Source organism: Pararhodobacter sp. (genome assembly GCF_036802785.1).
Classification (GTDB): domain Bacteria; phylum Pseudomonadota; class Alphaproteobacteria; order Rhodobacterales; family Rhodobacteraceae; genus Pararhodobacter.
In genome coordinates, this window is the sequence record NZ_DAIRVN010000098.1 from 1 (window position 1) to 15,671 (window position 15,671).

Annotated in this window: 16 protein-coding genes; 5 read left to right on the forward strand and 11 right to left on the reverse strand. The window is 67.3% G+C overall.

Annotation, left to right across the window (positions count from 1 at the left end; translation table 11 throughout):
* Positions 1-45: 45 nt before the first annotated feature.
* From rpsP to ffh, 5 genes are all read right to left on the reverse strand, one after another.
* Positions 46-399, reverse strand: coding sequence for a 30S ribosomal protein S16 (gene rpsP, locus V7Q53_RS21600; RefSeq protein WP_333830943.1), 354 nt, complete (start codon positions 397-399; stop codon positions 46-48).
* A 63-nt stretch (positions 400-462) separates the two neighbouring features.
* On the reverse strand, positions 463-759 hold the full coding sequence (locus V7Q53_RS21605; protein WP_333830944.1) for a chorismate mutase: 297 nt from the start codon (positions 757-759) through the stop codon (positions 463-465).
* Positions 760-811: 52 nt separating this feature from the next.
* On the reverse strand, positions 812-1,339 hold the full coding sequence (locus V7Q53_RS21610; protein WP_333830945.1) for a GNAT family N-acetyltransferase: 528 nt from the start codon (positions 1,337-1,339) through the stop codon (positions 812-814).
* The gene (locus tag V7Q53_RS21615) at positions 1,336-1,902 is read right to left on the reverse strand and encodes a GNAT family N-acetyltransferase (protein ID WP_333830946.1); all 567 of its coding nucleotides are present in this window, start codon (positions 1,900-1,902) and stop codon (positions 1,336-1,338) included. Before V7Q53_RS21615 ends, V7Q53_RS21610 begins: the two co-directional genes overlap by 4 nt.
* Entirely contained in the window at positions 1,903-3,396 is a 1,494-nt protein-coding gene (gene ffh, locus V7Q53_RS21620) for a signal recognition particle protein (RefSeq protein ID WP_333830947.1), read from the reverse strand.
* 242 nt (positions 3,397-3,638) lie between these two features.
* Between ffh and V7Q53_RS21625 the strand changes: the two genes are divergently transcribed.
* A complete protein-coding gene (locus V7Q53_RS21625) occupies positions 3,639-4,472 on the forward strand; it encodes a rhomboid family intramembrane serine protease (protein ID WP_333830949.1) in 834 nt (277 codons plus the stop codon).
* 58 nt (positions 4,473-4,530) lie between these two features.
* Positions 4,531-5,433 (forward strand): oxygen-dependent tRNA uridine(34) hydroxylase TrhO, encoded by a 903-nt coding sequence (gene trhO, locus V7Q53_RS21630; RefSeq protein ID WP_333830951.1) that lies wholly within the window; start codon positions 4,531-4,533, stop codon positions 5,431-5,433.
* Between the two features lie 199 nt (positions 5,434-5,632).
* On the opposite strand, the gene hrpB is transcribed toward trhO, so the two are convergent.
* On the reverse strand, positions 5,633-8,080 hold the full coding sequence (gene hrpB, locus V7Q53_RS21635; protein WP_333830953.1) for an ATP-dependent helicase HrpB: 2,448 nt from the start codon (positions 8,078-8,080) through the stop codon (positions 5,633-5,635).
* Positions 8,081-8,193: 113 nt separating this feature from the next.
* Between hrpB and meaB the strand changes: the two genes are divergently transcribed.
* Both meaB and rpmB read left to right on the forward strand, forming a co-directional pair.
* On the forward strand, positions 8,194-9,207 hold the full coding sequence (meaB, locus tag V7Q53_RS21640) for a methylmalonyl Co-A mutase-associated GTPase MeaB (RefSeq protein WP_333830954.1): 1,014 nt from the start codon (positions 8,194-8,196) through the stop codon (positions 9,205-9,207).
* A 93-nt stretch (positions 9,208-9,300) separates the two neighbouring features.
* Entirely contained in the window at positions 9,301-9,609 is a 309-nt protein-coding gene (gene rpmB / locus V7Q53_RS21645; RefSeq protein ID WP_333830961.1) for a 50S ribosomal protein L28, read from the forward strand.
* 78 nt (positions 9,610-9,687) lie between these two features.
* Here rpmB and V7Q53_RS21650 read toward each other — a convergent pair whose 3' ends face one another.
* From V7Q53_RS21650 to V7Q53_RS21665, 4 genes are all read right to left on the reverse strand, one after another.
* The gene (locus tag V7Q53_RS21650; RefSeq protein WP_333830955.1) at positions 9,688-10,962 is read right to left on the reverse strand and encodes a bifunctional folylpolyglutamate synthase/dihydrofolate synthase; all 1,275 of its coding nucleotides are present in this window, start codon (positions 10,960-10,962) and stop codon (positions 9,688-9,690) included.
* Positions 10,959-11,909: an acetyl-CoA carboxylase, carboxyltransferase subunit beta gene (accD, locus tag V7Q53_RS21655; RefSeq protein WP_333830956.1), complete on the reverse strand. Its 951-nt coding sequence runs from the start codon at positions 11,907-11,909 to the stop codon at positions 10,959-10,961. Before accD ends, V7Q53_RS21650 begins: the two co-directional genes overlap by 4 nt.
* Before the next feature lie 103 nt (positions 11,910-12,012).
* Entirely contained in the window at positions 12,013-12,906 is an 894-nt protein-coding gene (locus V7Q53_RS21660) for a CPBP family intramembrane glutamic endopeptidase (protein ID WP_333830957.1), read from the reverse strand.
* 170 nt (positions 12,907-13,076) lie between these two features.
* Entirely contained in the window at positions 13,077-13,613 is a 537-nt protein-coding gene (locus V7Q53_RS21665; protein WP_333830958.1) for a CoxG family protein, read from the reverse strand.
* Positions 13,614-13,783: 170 nt separating this feature from the next.
* On the opposite strand from V7Q53_RS21665, the gene V7Q53_RS21670 reads away from it, so the two are divergent.
* Positions 13,784-14,488: a response regulator transcription factor gene (locus tag V7Q53_RS21670; RefSeq protein ID WP_333830959.1), complete on the forward strand. Its 705-nt coding sequence runs from the start codon at positions 13,784-13,786 to the stop codon at positions 14,486-14,488.
* Here the strand turns inward: V7Q53_RS21670 and V7Q53_RS21675 are convergent.
* Positions 14,485-15,546, reverse strand: a complete 1,062-nt coding sequence (locus V7Q53_RS21675; RefSeq protein ID WP_333830960.1) for an NAD(P)/FAD-dependent oxidoreductase — start codon at positions 15,544-15,546, stop codon at positions 14,485-14,487. The genes V7Q53_RS21670 and V7Q53_RS21675 overlap by 4 nt on opposite strands.
* Between the last annotated feature and the right edge of the window lie 125 nt (positions 15,547-15,671).

A 15,671-nucleotide genomic window follows, 5' to 3' on the forward strand; every position in this document is an offset into this window, starting at 1 on the left:
TTTGGCGAAGCCAAAGAGGGGGGCAGAATGCCCCCCTCACCCGGTTCACTCTTCAGCGCCGGCGGCGGCTTTTTCGGCCCGCTGCTTGGCGCGCTCGACGGCTTTCTTGCCGGGCTGGGCCTTGTTCGGGTTCGAGCGCTCGGACTTGGTGCGCAGGCCCGCGGTTTCGAGGAAGCGCAGCACACGGTCGGTCGGCTGCGCGCCACGGTCCAGCCAGAACTGCACGCGCTCCAGATCCATTTTCACGCGCTCTTCGCTGTCCTTGGCCAGAAGCGGGTTATAGGTGCCGACCTTCTCCAGAAAGCGGCCGTCGCGCGGCATGCGGCTGTCGGAAATGACGATTGCATAGAACGGGCGCTTGTTCGAGCCGCCACGGGCGAGACGGATTTTAGTAGCCATGGGTATATTCTCCTTTGGATGGCTGTTGCGGCACGCCGGGTCTCCGGCCCGTGCCAGTTCGGTTCAGTTTTGCAACTTCTCGTGGTGACGGATCACTTCCGAGATGATGAAGTTGAGGAATTTCCGGGCAAATTCCGGGTCGAGATCGGCCTCGCTGGCCAACCATTCCAGCCGCTCGATCTGCCGCGCCTCGCGCGACGGGTCCGAGGGCGGCAGGGCATGGGCGGCCTTCAGCTTGCCCACGGCCTGCGTGTGTTTGAAGCGTTCGGCCAGCGTATAGACAAGGATCGCGTCCAGCCGGTCGATCGATTCGCGGTGCTCGCGCAGCAGCTCGGCGGCGCGTTCGGTTGCGTTGCTCATGCGGTCCTCCGGGGGCGGTTGCGGGGCATCGGGGCGGAGTGGCGAAAGGATGTCATGCCGTGTCGCCTGCTGCCGGGTGCCGCCAGATTTCTACCAGACCAAAGCGCGCATGCTGAAATCCGCCCTCATACGCGGCGCCCAACCGGCGGGCCACGCCTTGCGAGCCTGTATTGGCCGGGTTGATCAGGCTGATCAGCGTGCGCCAGCCCAGTGCGCCATAGGCATTATCGCGCGCGGCGCGTGCTGCTTCGGTGGCATAGCCCTTGCCCTCGAACCCGTTATACAGATCCCAGCCCACCTCGGGTTCCGGCCAGCCCTCGGGGTTCCAGAGGCCGACCATGCCGCAGGTCTCGCCGGTTTCGGTGATGTCCACGCCCCAGCGCCCGTAGCCACGCAGCGCCCAATGGCCGATTTCGGCGGCCAGCATGCGCCAGACCTGCTCCGCCGTGGCCGGGCCGCCGACGAATTGCGAGCGGGTTGAGGCATAGAACGCGGTCAGCGGCGCCAGATCCTGCTGGCCAAGCGGGCGCAAGGTCAGCCGTTCGGTGGTCAGAACCGGAATGCGGCGGGCGGCATTCATGCGTAGGCCTCCATCCCGCCATCGCCCAGGGCATCGGGGGCGGGGTGGCGCCAGATGACGCAGGGTTTGCCCATAACCTCGCCCGGCCCCTCGGGCACACAGCCCAGCCGTGTGGCCAGCGCCTGACTGCGGATATTGGCCGCGTCGATCAGGCTGATTGCGGTGGGCCAGCCCAGCACGTCATAGGCATAGGCGCGCGCGGCGCGCGCAGCCTCCTGCGCATAGCCCTTGCCCTCGGCGGCAGCGATCATCACGCTCCAGCCCAGTTCAGGCTCAGGCCAGCCTTCGGGGAACCACGGCCCGGCAAAGCCCAGCACCGCATCACTTGTCTTGTCAGTGAAGAAGAACATGCCATAGCCGCGATGGACCCAGTGCCCGGTCATATGGCAGAAGGAGCGCCACGCCATCGTCCGGTCCTGCGGCCCGCCGGTATAGCGCGCTCGGTCGGTGGCAACATGCGCCGCAAAAGTCTCAAAATCCGCCGCCACCGGCGCGCGCAGGCGCAGCCGTTCCGTTTCCAGAACGGGCGTGCCGATCAGCGCGGGGCTGGGCGTTGCAGACATTTACCGCTTCTTTCCAAAGCCAAGGCCGGAAAGCCCGCCCGGCAACCCGCCACCCAGACCGGGCAGGCCGCTGCCGCGCTGCATCGCCATCTGCGCGGCCTTCATCGCTTCCGGGTCGGCAAGCTGCTTCTGCATATCGGCCATATCGGGGTTCTTGCCGAACATCGACTTCATCGCCTGTTTCAGCATGCCCCCCTTGCCCATCTTCTTCATCACATCGGCCATCTGCTTCTGCATCTTCAGAAGCTTGTTCAGCTCCGACACTTCCAGCCCGGCCCCGGCAGCGATGCGTTTGCGGCGGCTGGCCTGCAGCACATCCGGATTGGCGCGCTCTTTCTTGGTCATCGACTGGATCAGCGCGATCTGGCGCTTGAGCATGGTGTCGTCAAAGCCCGCAGCCTCGGCCTGTTTCTGCATCTTGCCCATGCCCGGCATCATGCCCATGACCGACTGCATGCCGCCCATCTTCTGCATCTGCTCAAGCTGGCTTTTCAGGTCGTTCATGTTGAACTGACCCTTCTGGAAACGCTTCATCATACGCTCGGCCTGCTCGGCCTCCAGCGTCGATTGCGCGCGCTCCACCAGCGCGACAATATCGCCCATGCCCAGAATGCGGCCCGCAATGCGCTCCGGCTCGAAGGTTTCCAGCGCGTCGGTCTTTTCGCCCAGACCGACAAAGCGAATCGGCTTGCCGGTGATCGCGCGCATCGAAAGTGCAGCACCACCGCGCCCGTCGCCGTCCATCCGGGTCAGCACGACGCCGGTGATGCCGACCTTCTCGTCAAACTCGGTCGCCACGTTGACGGCGTCCTGCCCGGTCAGGCCATCGACCACCAGAAGCGTCTCACGCGGGTTGGCGACGTCACGAACCGCCTGCACCTCATCCATCAGCACGGTGTCGATATGCAGACGGCCAGCGGTATCGAGAATATAGACATCATAGCCGCCCAGCATCGCCTGCTGTTTGGCACGTTTGGCAATCGCCACCGCGTTCTCGCCCTTGACGATCGGCAGGGTATCAACCCCGATCTGGCCACCCAGAATCGCCAGCTGCTCCATCGCCGCCGGGCGGTTGGTGTCAAGCGAGGCCATCAGTACCCGCTTGCCCTCACGCTCTTTCAGGCGGCGCGCCAGCTTGGCGCTGGTGGTCGTCTTGCCCGAGCCCTGCAGGCCGACCATCAGGATCGGCGCGGGCGGGTTGTCGATCTTCAGCTTGCCCGGATCACCCTCACCGCGCAGCATGGCGATCAGCTCGTCATGGACGATCTTGACCACCTGCTGACCGGGCGTGACCGATTTCGTCACCGCCGTTCCCGTGGCCTTGCCCTGCACCCGCTTGATGAAATCGCGCGCCACCGGCAGCGAGACATCGGCCTCCAGCAGCGCGACCCGCACCTCGCGCAGCGCGGCTGTCACATCATCGGCAGACAGTGCGCCCTGCTTGGTCAGCCGGTCGAAAACACCACCAAGGCGTTCTGACAGATTCTCGAACATGGGTTCGTCCTTTGTGACCGTGGCGGGGCGCCAATGCGAAGCGGCACCCGTGGGCGCAACGCGCTGACGGATGGCGATCCCCGCAAAAGCGATGGGACCGGAAGCATGCTGGCCTCCGGGGAACTGGCTGGCAGCTATGCCACGCTGCGCAGAAAGTCAAGCACAAGGGCGCAAGGGGGCTTGCCTTGCCGCTCCGGTGCGGCTGAACTCCGCCCAGCGCCACAACCCCGGAACCGCCGCCCATGCTGGTCATCGCCGATAACAACCCGGTCAGGCATATCAGACGGCCCTATGTGAACCACGCGCTGATCCTTGCCTGCGTGGTGATCTTCTTCCTGAACCCGCCCTATCAGGACTTCGGCTTCACCCCGGCAAGCCTGCATCTGGTCGGCGGAGCAAAGGCCCAGACGGGCTGGGACACGATCGCGCTGCAAAGCGTCAGCTACATCTTCCTGCACGGCAGCCTGCTGCATCTGGCGGGGAACATGCTGGCGCTCTGGGTATTCGGCAATAATATCGAAGACAGCATGGGCCATGTCCGCTACCCGCTGTTCTTCCTGCTCTGCGGCATGGCAGGGGCGCTGTGCGAAGGCGTGCTGTCAGCCGCACCCATGGTGCCCGTGGTCGGCGCCAGCGGGGCGATTGCGGGGGTGATGGGGGCCTATCTGCTGCTGCACCCGCGCGCCCGGGTGCTGGTTCTGGTGGCATTCCGCATCCCGGTGCTGGTTCCCGCCAGCGTGTTTGTCGGGCTCAGCATCGGGCTGGATGTGCTCTCGGCGCTGCTGCCGGACCCTGACAGCGAGGTGCTGATCGCATGGTGGGCGCATATCGGCGGGTTTGCCGCGGGGATGGTGCTGATTCTGGTGATGCGGCACCGCGATGTGGCCCTGTTCCAGCCCGCCGCGATCTATCCTGACAACGGCTTCGGGCGGTTCCGCTGGCTGATGATCAACCTCGCCCCGCGCCCAGGGTCGGAGACCCAGCAGGCCAGCCGCCTGCGGCAGGTGTTCTTCGGCCTCAAGACGCTGACATTCTTTGTCGTCATCGTGGTGATCATCGAAACCATCTTCGCCTGACCAACCCGGGGCATTGCGCCCCCTTGCCCTGCGCATAATTCCGGTGCAACAGAACGCCATGCTGACTATCGCCGCGCTCTACCATTTCACCCGCTTTTCCGACCCCGCCGCGCTGCGCGGCCCCCTGGCGAAACGTGCCTGCGAAATGGGGGTGAAGGGCTCGCTTATGCTGGCACCCGAAGGGATCAACGGCACCATCGCCGGCACCCGTGAAGGCATCGATGCGGTGCTGGCGCATATCCGCGCCCTGCCGGGCTGCGTGGATCTGGAGTGGAAGGAAAGCTTCGCCGATACCATGCCCTTCGGCCGCATGAAGGTGCGCCTGAAGCGTGAGATCGTCACCATGGGCCAGCCCGATGTGGACCCCCGCGCGCGTGTCGGGCACTATGTGGAACCGGCGGAATGGAATGATCTGATCTCAGCCCCCGATGTGGCGGTAATCGACACGCGCAATGATTATGAGGTCACGATTGGCACCTTTGAGGGCGCAATCGACCCCGGCACCACCAGCTTCCGCGATTTCCCCGCCTGGTGGGAGGCCAACAAGCACCGCTTCCACAACAAACGCATCGCCATGTTCTGCACCGGCGGCATCCGGTGTGAGAAATCGACGAACTATCTGCTGGGGCAGGGGATTGAAGAGGTCTATCACCTCAAGGGCGGGATCCTGAAATACCTTGAAGAGGTGCCCGAAGATCAGAGCCTCTGGCAGGGCGGATGCTTCGTGTTCGATCAGCGTGTATCGGTCGGGCACGGACTGGTGCCCGGCGATCACCGCATGTGCCACGCCTGCCGCCGCCCCCTTGAACCTGTCGACCGCACCCGCCCCGAGTATGAAGAGGGCGTCAGCTGCCATCACTGCATCGATGAATATGACGACGCCCGCCGTGCCCGGTTCCGCGAACGCCAGCGCCAGATCGCGCTCGCCCGGACGCGCGGCGCACGGCATCTGGGCCAGTAAGGGGGCTTTGCCCCCAATTCTTTATCAGGAGACAGGGGGCTTTGCCCCCTCTGGGCCTGCGGCCCGTTCCCCGGCCTCGCCACGGGCTCGGCGTCTCGGGATATTTCTGAACAGATGAAAGGGATGCGGCGCTTCCGGCTTCATCTGTTCAGAAATATCCCGGGGGAGTCGCCCGAAGGGCGGCGGGGGCAGCGCCCCCTCAGCGGCTGCGGGGCTTGGCGCGCAGGGTCGGGTCTGCCGCGCGCGGGTCTTCGGGCCAGGGGTGGCGGGGATATTGGCCGCGCATGTCCTTGCGCACATCGGTATAACTGCTGTCCCAGAACCCCGGCAGATCGGTCGTTGTCTGCACCGGGCGGTGCGCGGGAGACAGCAGGGTCACCTTGAGCGGCAGGTGGCGCGGACCGATGACCGGGTGCTCGGCAACGCCGAACATCTCCTGCAGGCGCACGGCGATTTCGGGCTGGCCGGTGCTGTAGTCGATCGCCACTTTCCGCCCCAGCGGCGTGGTGAAATGCGCGGGCGCGAGGCGGTCGAGGGTTTGTTGCTGCTCCCAGTCCAGCGCGCTGCGCAGTGCCTCGATCAGATCGAGCGCGCGCAGATCCTCCAGCGTGCGGACCTTGCCGAGGAAGGGCAGCAGCAGCTCTTCGGCGCGCGCCATGATCCCGGCATCAGAGAGGTCAGGCAGCGCGGCCCCCTCGGCGCGCAGCAGTTCAACCCGGGCCTGAAACCGGCGCGCAGTATCGCTCATGCCGCATTGCGCCAGCCCCAGATTGCGCAGCCCGTCGAGCGCGGCGCGCGCCCGGGCCTCGGGCGGGGCATCCCATTTGCGCTCAGCCAGGACCAGCGCGCCAAGGCATTCGCGCTGCCGGGCCATCACCCGGCCTTCGCGCGGCGACCATTCGCAGATGTCGCGCCAGAGTATCTGAGCGGCAAAGAGCGCGCGCAGGGCCGATTCGGTGATGGGCAACGCCTGCCGGATGCGCGCCTCACGCGGGTCGCCGTCCAGATCGGTCGCCACCAGAAGCCGGGTCTGTGCCAGCGGGTCGGCAGCATCGAGCACCGCGCCCTTGCCGCCGGACAGCAGAAACCGCGGTGCATCGCCCTTGCGGCGCAGGCCGATGCGGTCCGGGTAGGCCAGCGCGGCCATTTCGGCCGGGGTCAGCCCGGCATCCTCAGGCGCCAGCCGCGCCAGCCGTTTCGCCTCGGTGCGGATGCGCTCCAGCGCGTCGCGCCGGACGGGCCACGGGTGGTTGTCGCCGTAAGCGCGCACATCTTTCAGCGCCGCCATACGCAGTGTCAGATCGGCGGGCGCACCGCTCAGCGGGTCGCGCGCTTCCAGCAGGGCTGCCAGCGGTGCCGCCCCCTTGCCCGCCACCAGCAGCATATGCGCCAGCCGTGGATGCAGCGGCAGCGCCGCCATGGCGCGGCCCTGCGCGGTAATGCGCCCCGCGCCATCAAGCGCCCCCAGCCCCTGCAACAGGGCGCGCGCCTCGGCCAGCGGGCCAGCGGGCGGCGGGGTAAGAAAGGCCAGACCGGCACCGTCGCCCGCACCCCAGACCGCCAGTTCCAGCGCCAGCCCGGTCAGATCGGCGGTTTCGATCTCGGGCGGGGCGAAGGCGGGCAGCGCGCCCTCCTGCCCCTTCGTCCACATCCGGTAACACAGCCCCTCGGCCACGCGCCCGGCGCGCCCGCGCCGCTGCTCGGCTTCGGCGCGGCTGACAGATTCGGTCACCAGCCGCGCCATACCCGAGCCCGCGTCATAGCGCGCCCGGCGCGCGCGGCCTCCATCCACCACCACGCGGATATCGGTGATGGTCAGCGAGGTTTCGGCGATCGCCGTGGCCAGCACCAGCTTGCGCCCGGAAGGCGCCGGGGCAATCGCCGCGCGCTGCTCGGCAAAGGGCATCGCGCCGTAGAGCGTGTGAAGTCGCACCTCTGGTGGCAGGCGACCTGCAAGCGCAGCGGCGGTCTGGCGGATTTCGCCTTCGCCGGGCAGAAACACCAGCACACCGCCCGCCGTTTCGGCCAGCGCGGCCAGCACCTGCCCGGCCACCGCCTGCGGCAGGCGCATGCCCTTTGGCACCGGGCGTTCCAGCCAGCGGGTTTCCACCGGAAAAGCGCGGCCCCCGGCGGTCAGCATAGGTGCATCGCCCATCAGGGCGGCAACCGGCGCGGCATCGAGCGTGGCGGACATGACGATCAGTTGCAGCTCCGGGCGCAGGGCGGCGCGCACCTCAAGCACCAGCGCCAGCCCCAGATCGGCATTGAGCGAGCGTTCATGAAACTCGTCAAAGATCACCGCACCGATACCCTCCAGCGACGGGTCGGTCTGCAACATGCGGGTCAGGATGCCCTCGGTCACCACCTCGATCCTTGTGTCGCGGCTGCCCTTGGCTTCGCCCCGGATGCGGTAGCCAACGCGTGCGCCCACGGGTTCACCCAGCGTCTCGGCCATCCGCTCAGCCGCGGCGCGGGCGGCAAGGCGGCGGGGTTCCAGCATCAGAATGCGGCCCTGAACCTGATCCAGCAGCGCCAGCGGCACACGGGTTGTCTTGCCCGCGCCGGGCGGGGCCTGCAGCACGCACTGGCCGGTTGCTGCCAGCGTGGCGCAGATATCCGGCAGAAGGGAATCGATAGGCAGGTCCATGGGCTGACGTTATGCGGCGTGGCGGGGGCAAGTTCCAGTGCCTGAGGGCAGCAAGACTGGACAGCACCGCGCGCGCAAGGCAAGACAGGCCACGACCGAATGACGAGGGAACAATGAGCGATCTCGCCGACCCCATTCTGGCAGCCGACAGGCGGGCACTGGCCCGCGCCATCACGCTGGTCGAAAGCACCCGGCCGGACCACCGCGTTCAGGCCATAACCTTGCTGGACACCCTTGCGGGCCATGGGCGGCAGGCGCTGCGGATTGGCCTTTCAGGCACCCCGGGCGTGGGCAAATCGACCTTCATCGAGGCCTTCGGCATGGCGCTGTGCGACCAGGGCATGCGCGTGGCGGTTCTGGCGGTGGACCCGTCGAGCACCCGCACCGGCGGCTCCATTCTGGGTGACAAGACGCGGATGGACCGGCTGGCGCGCCACCCCAACGCCTTCATCCGCCCCTCGCCCAGCCAGACCCATCTGGGCGGCGTGGCGCGGCGCACGCGTGAGGCCGTGGCGCTGTGCGAGGCCGCCGGGTTTGACGTGATCCTGATTGAAACCGTGGGCGTGGGCCAGTCTGAAACCGTGGTGGCTGAGTTGTGCGATGTCTTCCTGCTGCTGCTGGCCCCGGCGGGCGGCGATGAGTTGCAGGGCGTCAAGCGCGGGATCATGGAGGCCGCCGATATCATCGTGGTGAACAAGGCCGATGGTGACCTGAAGGCCACGGCCACCCGCACCTGCGCCGATTACGCAGGCGCACTGCGGCTGCTGCGCCGCCGCCCGCAGGACCCGCCCGGCTTTCCCAAGGCAATGACCGCCTCGGCGCTGGAAGAACGCGGGCTGGAGCAGGTCTGGGCGGAAATCACGGCGCTCAGCAACTGGCGGCGCGCGGAAGGGCATTGGGCGGAACGCCGCATTGCGCAGGCGAAGCACTGGTTCGGCGAGGAAGTGCGCCGCGCGCTGCTGGCGCGGCTGGAAACCCCGGCGGCGCGCGCGCGGATGGCCGCGCTTGCCGAGGCCGTGGCGCGCGGCGAGACCAGCGCCGGGGCGGCCGCGCAGGCCATGCTCGACACGCTGGAAACCTCGGGCGCGCACCACTCCCCTCTTGACGCCACGCTGCAATCCCCCTAATAGCACCCAATCAGATTTCCGGGCGCTGCCAGAGCGGCGCCTTTTGTGTTGACGGGCGACGCCAGCCCACCCGAACAAGACGAGGACAAAAACATGTCGCGCCGTTGCGAACTGACCGGAAAGGGCCCGATGTCTGGCAACAATGTCAGCCACGCCAACAACAAGTCCCGCCGCCGCTTCCTGCCGAATCTGGTAGATGTGACGCTGGCATCGGAAAAACTGGGCAAAGCCTATTCGCTGCGCATCTCCGCTGCGGCGCTGCGCTCGGTCGATCACCGTGGCGGGCTTGATGCCTTCCTCGCCAAGGCCCGCGACGAAGAACTGTCGCCGCGCGTGCTGAAGATCAAGAAAGACGTTGCCAAGGCAGCGCAGGCGGCTGAGGCTGATCAGGCTGCGGCCTGAGCAGATTTGCGAGACCGCATTGAAAGACCCCGCTCAGGCGGGGTTTTTTGTTTTGGGCTTTCGGTAAAAAGCAGGCGCTCAGCCGTTTTCGCGCAGCACCGCACCCGCAAGATACAGCGAACCGCAGATCAGAACGCGCGCCTGCGGGTTCTGAGCGGTGATCTGCGCCAGCGCGGCGGCAACCGATTCGGCCTCGGCGGCGCTGATACCCGCACTTGCCGCCGCATCAGCGGTGGCTGAGGCGGGAAGGGTATTGGCTTCACCCGGGATCGACACGGCGAAAAGCCCCTCGGCGCGGCCGGCCAACGGGGCCATGAAGCCGCGCACATCCTTAGTGTTGAGCATCCCGCAGATCAGCCAGGTGGGGCGGGCAGGCAGCCGCGCCAGCGTCGCCGCGATCGCGGCACCCGCCGCCGGGTTGTGGCCGCCATCCAGCCACAGCTCTGCCCCGGGCGCGGCATCGGCCAGCGGGCCGTGGCGCAGCCGCTGCATCCGCGCGGGCCATTCGGCGCGCGAGACGGCACCTTCAGACGCCGCCTCCCCGGCCCCCAGAAAACGCAGCGCCGCCAGCGCCGCACCGGCATTGTGCAACTGGTGCGGGCCGGGCAGGTTGGGCAGGGGCAGGTCCAGCAGGCCGGTTTCGTCCTGATAGACGAGCCGCCCCCTTTCCTCGGTCACATGCCAGTGCTGGCCATACGCCAGCAGGGGCGCCCCCAGCCGGGCGGCGCGCGCCTCGATCGCCTCTAGCCCCTCATCCGCCTGGGGGCCCACCACACAAGACACACCGCGCTTGAGTATCCCGGCCTTCTCGCCCGCGATCTCAGCCAGCGATTCGCCCAGATACTGCTGATGATCCAGCGAGACCGGGGTGATGATGGTCAGCGCGGGTTTTTCGATGACATTCGTGGCATCCAGCCGCCCGCCAAGGCCCACCTCAAGCAAGGTGTAATCGGCGGGGCTGCGCGCAAAGGCCAGAAACGCCGCGCAGGTCGTGATCTCGAAATAGGTGATCGGCGCGCCCGCATTTGCGGCGTAGCATTCATCCAGCACCGCCATAAGCGCGTCTTCGGAAATCAGGCTCCCCGCGACCCGGATACGCTCATGAAACCGCGCCAGATGCGGCGAGGTATAGGCATGAACGCGCTTGCCCTCAGCCTCCAGCCCCGCGCGGATCATCGCCTGCGTCGAGCCTTTGCCATTGGTGCCCGCGATATGAATCACCGGCGGCAGATCCCGCTCAGGATTGCCCAGTGCCGCCAGCAACCGCCAGACCCGGTCCAGCGTCAGGTCGATGATCTTGGGATGCAGCGCCATCATCCGGGCAAGGATGGCGTCGGATGTCGGCGCGCTCACGGCTTGGTGTCAGGCACGGGTTGGGTATCAGGCACGGGCTGAGCGGCTGGTTCCGCGGGCTCGGGGTCAGGCGCGGGCAGATCACCCGCCACGGCAGGCGACTGCCCGGTCAGCATGCGCAGGATGGTGACAAGCTCGTTGCGCATCTTCTTGCGGTGGATAACCCGGTCCAGCATGCCGTGATCCAGCAGATATTCGGCGCGCTGAAACCCCTCGGGCAGCTTCTCGCGGATGGTCTGTTCAATCACGCGCGGCCCGGCAAAGCAGATCAGCGCATTGGGCTCGGCGATATGAACATCGCCCAGCATGGCATAACTGGCGGTCACGCCCCCGGTGGTGGGATGGGTGAGCACGCAGATATAGGGCAGGCCCGCCTCCTTGAGCATCTGGATGGCGACGGTGGTGCGGGGCATCTGCATCAGCGACAGGATCCCCTCCTGCATCCGCGCGCCCCCGGCTGCCGAAAACAGCACCAGCGGGCGGCGGGTTGCGACAGCGCGTTCGCTGGCGGCAATGATCGCATTGCCGACATACATGCCCATCGAGCCGCCCATGAAGGCAAAATCCTGCGCGGCGGCAACGATCGGCGTGCGCGCAACCTCACCTTCCGCCACCAGCATCGCCTCACGCTCGCCGGTGGCTTTCTGCGCGGCTTTCATGCGGTCAGGGTATTTCTTCTGATCGCGGAAATGCAGCGGGTCGGTGGTGGGTTCGGGCACCGCGACCTCGGCAAAGACACCGGCGTCAAAGAGGCGGGTGAAGCGTTCACGCGGGGTGATCGGCATGTGGTGGTTGCAGTTGGTGCAGACCTGCAGATTGTCGCTGAGTTCGCGGTGAAACAGCATCGTTCCGCATTCCGGGCATTTCGTCCACAGATTCTCGGGCATCTCGCGGCGCGAGAAGAGCGAGTTGATCGTTGGTCGGACGTAGTTTGTGATCCAGTTCATGCCCATGGCCTCTGTTTCGCTGGGTGATCAGATAAGCGGGCTTGGCCGGAAATGCAATCGCAGTCGGGTGCAGTTCCTTGCACGGCGCCCGGCGTGGCCCCGCTCAACGGCGGCGCAGCCACAACCGGCAGGCCGCCCAGACCACCCCCATCAGCGCCATATCGGCCAACAGAAGCGGGCGCAGCACTAGCGCATGCGCCGCCCCTTCAGGCAGTTGAAAAAGCGCCAGCCCGTCCAGCCCGCCCATGGCCGAAACCACAAGAATCGCCAGACAATTGTTGGTGAAATGAAGGCCCCATGCCAGCCCCAGCGCCCCGGTGCGCGCCGTCAGGTCCGCCGCGATCAGCCCGAAAAGGCCGGTGGTGGCCACCACCAGCCAGGCGTTCTCACCCATCTCGGCGGGGGCGAAATGGGCCAGCCCGAACAGGAGCGAGGGCAGCACCATCCAGCCCAGTGGCGTGGCAAAGCGCGCGGCAAGCTGCTGTTGCAGATAGCCGCGAAAAACCAGCTCCTCCGCCCCGGTCTGCAGCGCGATACCCAAAAGCGCGAGCGGCAGGAAGGCCAGCCAGACAGGCAGCGGTGTCGCCACTTCCAGCGCCGGAACAAAGGGCAGAAACAGCAGGCTGACGCCGCCGCCCACCACCAGCATCACCGCCACGCCCAGCACAAAATCGCGCAGCACCACGGCGGGTCGCCCGAAAAGGCTGCGCCAGCCGCGCCGGTGCAGCAGCTGCGCCGCCGCCCAGGCGCCCAGCGCCATGCCAAGGAAGGTGCTCAGCAGAAGCAGCAGCGACCATGGGTCAGCCCCCTGCCCGATGGTCTGAAGCCGCAGGTTCAGCCCTGCCCCTCCCCCGGTGGCAAGCCACAAAAGACCGCCCAGAACCGCGATCCAGAGGAAATAAACCCCGGCAATCAGCGCCATTCCCAGTGCCAGCCGCCAGAGCTGCGGATAGACACGGGCGGGGGCAACATAGGCGGCAAAGAGGGGTGGCAGCACGGGCGCCCTTTCTGGTGGGTCGGTTCGCCGGGCATCATGGCGCAGCCGCGCGGCGGGGGCAATGCAGGGGCTGCCGCCCTGGGGGCGTTCTACCGGGGTTGGTGGTTTAAGGGGTGCCGATTGCGCTGCATGCCCGGGTCATCGGACCCTTGCCGCTGCTCTGGCCCCGATCACTCCTTGCCCAGCACCCGCTTGAACCAGCCCTTTTTCGCACCTTCGCCCTCAGGCTCAGCGCCTTCGGCCGGTTCGGGGCCTTCGTCTGCGCCCGGCCCTTCAACCGCCGCCTGAAAGCGCGAAAAGAAATCATCGGCCATCTTGCGGGCGAATCCGTCAATGATGCGGCTGCCAAGCTGGGCAAGCTTGCCGCCCACCTTGGCCTCGACCGCGTAATGCAGCAGGGTGCCGCCCTCAGCAGGTTCCAGCCGCACCCGCGCCTCACCCCGCGCAAAACCGGCGGCGCCGCCCTTGCCCTCGCCCGAAAGCGTCAGGCTTTCACCCTCGACAACATCGCTCACGGTGACAACCCCGGTAAAGCGCGCTTTCACCGGCCCCACCTTTTGCGCGACCACGGCCTCAAACCCCTCAGCGGCAGAGCCGGTCAGTTCCTCACACCCCGGCACCGATGCCTTGAGCACCTCAGGGTCCAGAAGTGCTGCCCAAACCTCGTGCGGTGCGGCGTCGATCTGGCGCGCGTCACTCATCTGCATGGCGGTTCCTCCCTCTTCCCGGCAATGGCAGGCAGCATAGGCAGAAGGGGCGGGCGGCGAAAGACGGCTTTCGTCTGTCAGACGATGGTCGCATGGCAAGGCGATTCTGGCCTGTTTGACGATACCGCTGCCGGTGCTATCGTGCGAACAGACGCAGGGAAGCCTCACCGATGACCGCCACCCGGCCCGATACCGCGCCCGACACCCCGCCCGCTTTCATCGCGCGGGCGCTGATCGTCGATGACCACCCGCTGTTTTGCGACGCGCTGGCGCTGACCCTGCGCGCGCTCGCCGGGGTGGGTGAGGTGGAAACGGCGCATACGCTGGGCGCGGCGCTGGCGCGGATCGAGGCGGGGCCGGATCAGATACCGCCCGATCTGGTGCTGCTGGATCTGGACCTGCCCGATGTCGAAGGGCTGGAGGGGTTGTTGCGGCTGCGGGCCGTGGCGCCGGGTCTGCCGGTGCTGGTGGTATCCTCCATGGCCGATCCGCGGCTGATCGAGGCGGCGCTGGCGGCGGGTGCCGCAGGCTTCGTGCCCAAGCATTCCGGCCGCGAGGCCTTTCGCACCGCGCTGGCGGCAATGGCCGAAGGGCAGCGCTACCTGCCCGAGGGTTTTGTGGCCAGCGCCCAGACCAGCGATGCGCAGGACGCCATCACCCGGCTGGCGCAACTGACGCGGCAGCAGGCGCGGATACTGGAGCTGCTGTGTCAGGGCAGGCTGAACAAACAGATCGCCTGGGAGCTGTCGATTGCCGAAACCACGGTCAAGGCGCATGTCACGGCGATCATGCGCAAGCTGGGGGTGCAAAGCCGGACGCAGGCGGTGCTGATGGCGCAACAGGCCCGTTTCGCCACCTTCGTGCCAGAGGGTTAGCGCGCAGTATCGGGCAGGTTGTCGCTGACGCGGAAACCCTGCGGAATGGCATCGCGCCCCTCCAGCACAAGGTCTGCCATGACCTCGGCCAGCCCGGGCGCCATGCCAAAGCCGATCTTGAAGCCGCCATTCATCACATATTGCCCGGCCCGGCCCGGCCATTCCCCCAGCATCGGCGCGCGCGACGGGCTGCGCGGACGCAGGCCCGCCCAGCGTTCCAGCACCGGGGCATCGGCCAGATCAGGCGACAGCGCGCGGGCACGGGCAATCAGCGCCTCAAGCTGCTCATCGGTGGTATCGGGCGCGGTGAATACCCGCTCGGATGTGGAGCCGATGGCGAGCGTGCCATCAGCATGCGGCACCAGATGCACCCCTTCGGCGAATACCTGCGGCGCGTTGCGCCAGTCAGCTCTCATGAGCGCCGCCTGCCCCTTGACTGCGCCGCCCATCGGCACCCCCAGCGCAAGGCCCAGCTCCGCCAGCCCGGCAGCACCCGTCGCCCAGATCACCCGCGCGCCGGGCGGCGGGGTGGTGCCGCGCCGGATCTCGCCGCCCAGCGCGGTGATCGCCGCCGCCAGTGCGGCCCCGGCGCGGCGCGGTGACAGGCGCGCGGTCAGCGTATCATGCACCACCATCCCGCTGGGGCTGTGCAGGCGCAGGCCCGGCACCTCGCCAGCGAGGCAGACGCGCCAGTCAGCCAACCCCTGCCAAAGGGTTTTCGCGCTTTCACTGCGGGCACGGGCCAGCGCCACGGCAGCGTCATTCGCCAAGGGCTGCACCCGTCCAAGCCGGGCATAGCCCGGGTCCTGCCCGCCGGTCCGCGCGACATCGGCCCAGAAACCGGCGGCCATGATCAGGCTGTCGAACTGAAAAGCTTTCTTGGCATTCCATTGCTCTGGCACATGCGGCGCCAGCGCGCCGACCAGCCCGCCCGAGGCCCCCGCACCGATGTGATCGCGCTCACACACCACAACCCGCGCGCCGCGACGGGCCAGCGCGAATGCCGCGCAGAGGCCAAAAACCCCCGCCCCCATCACCGCAATTTCGGCCATTGCCAATCCCTTTCCTGCGCGCCATGGTCCCGCCAGCCCTAGCCGAGACGCACCCCATGCGCCACCCCGCCCCAGCCCCCCGGCCCCCCCCCCTAACCATGAACCAGAACCGAACCCCGGTCACCGCGCCC

What these genes read in the sequence shown, in the direction of transcription:
- V7Q53_RS21610 (WP_333830945.1), bottom strand. Translation starts at nt 1,339, where the DNA reads ATGAATGCCGCCCGCCGCATTCCGGTTCTGACCACCGAACGGCTGACC.
- V7Q53_RS21665 (WP_333830958.1), bottom strand. Translation starts at nt 13,613, where the DNA reads ATGCAGATGAGTGACGCGCGCCAGATCGACGCCGCACCGCACGAGGTT.
- V7Q53_RS21605 (WP_333830944.1), bottom strand. Translation starts at nt 759, where the DNA reads ATGAGCAACGCAACCGAACGCGCCGCCGAGCTGCTGCGCGAGCACCGC.
- rpmB (WP_333830961.1), top strand. Translation starts at nt 9,301, where the DNA reads ATGTCGCGCCGTTGCGAACTGACCGGAAAGGGCCCGATGTCTGGCAAC.
- V7Q53_RS21625 (WP_333830949.1), top strand. Translation starts at nt 3,639, where the DNA reads ATGCTGGTCATCGCCGATAACAACCCGGTCAGGCATATCAGACGGCCC.
- ffh (WP_333830947.1), bottom strand. Translation starts at nt 3,396, where the DNA reads ATGTTCGAGAATCTGTCAGAACGCCTTGGTGGTGTTTTCGACCGGCTG.
- meaB (WP_333830954.1), top strand. Translation starts at nt 8,194, where the DNA reads ATGAGCGATCTCGCCGACCCCATTCTGGCAGCCGACAGGCGGGCACTG.
- accD (WP_333830956.1), bottom strand. Translation starts at nt 11,909, where the DNA reads ATGAACTGGATCACAAACTACGTCCGACCAACGATCAACTCGCTCTTC.
- rpsP (WP_333830943.1), bottom strand. Translation starts at nt 399, where the DNA reads ATGGCTACTAAAATCCGTCTCGCCCGTGGCGGCTCGAACAAGCGCCCG.
- V7Q53_RS21670 (WP_333830959.1), top strand. Translation starts at nt 13,784, where the DNA reads ATGACCGCCACCCGGCCCGATACCGCGCCCGACACCCCGCCCGCTTTC.
- hrpB (WP_333830953.1), bottom strand. Translation starts at nt 8,080, where the DNA reads ATGGACCTGCCTATCGATTCCCTTCTGCCGGATATCTGCGCCACGCTG.
- trhO (WP_333830951.1), top strand. Translation starts at nt 4,531, where the DNA reads ATGCTGACTATCGCCGCGCTCTACCATTTCACCCGCTTTTCCGACCCC.
- V7Q53_RS21615 (WP_333830946.1), bottom strand. Translation starts at nt 1,902, where the DNA reads ATGTCTGCAACGCCCAGCCCCGCGCTGATCGGCACGCCCGTTCTGGAA.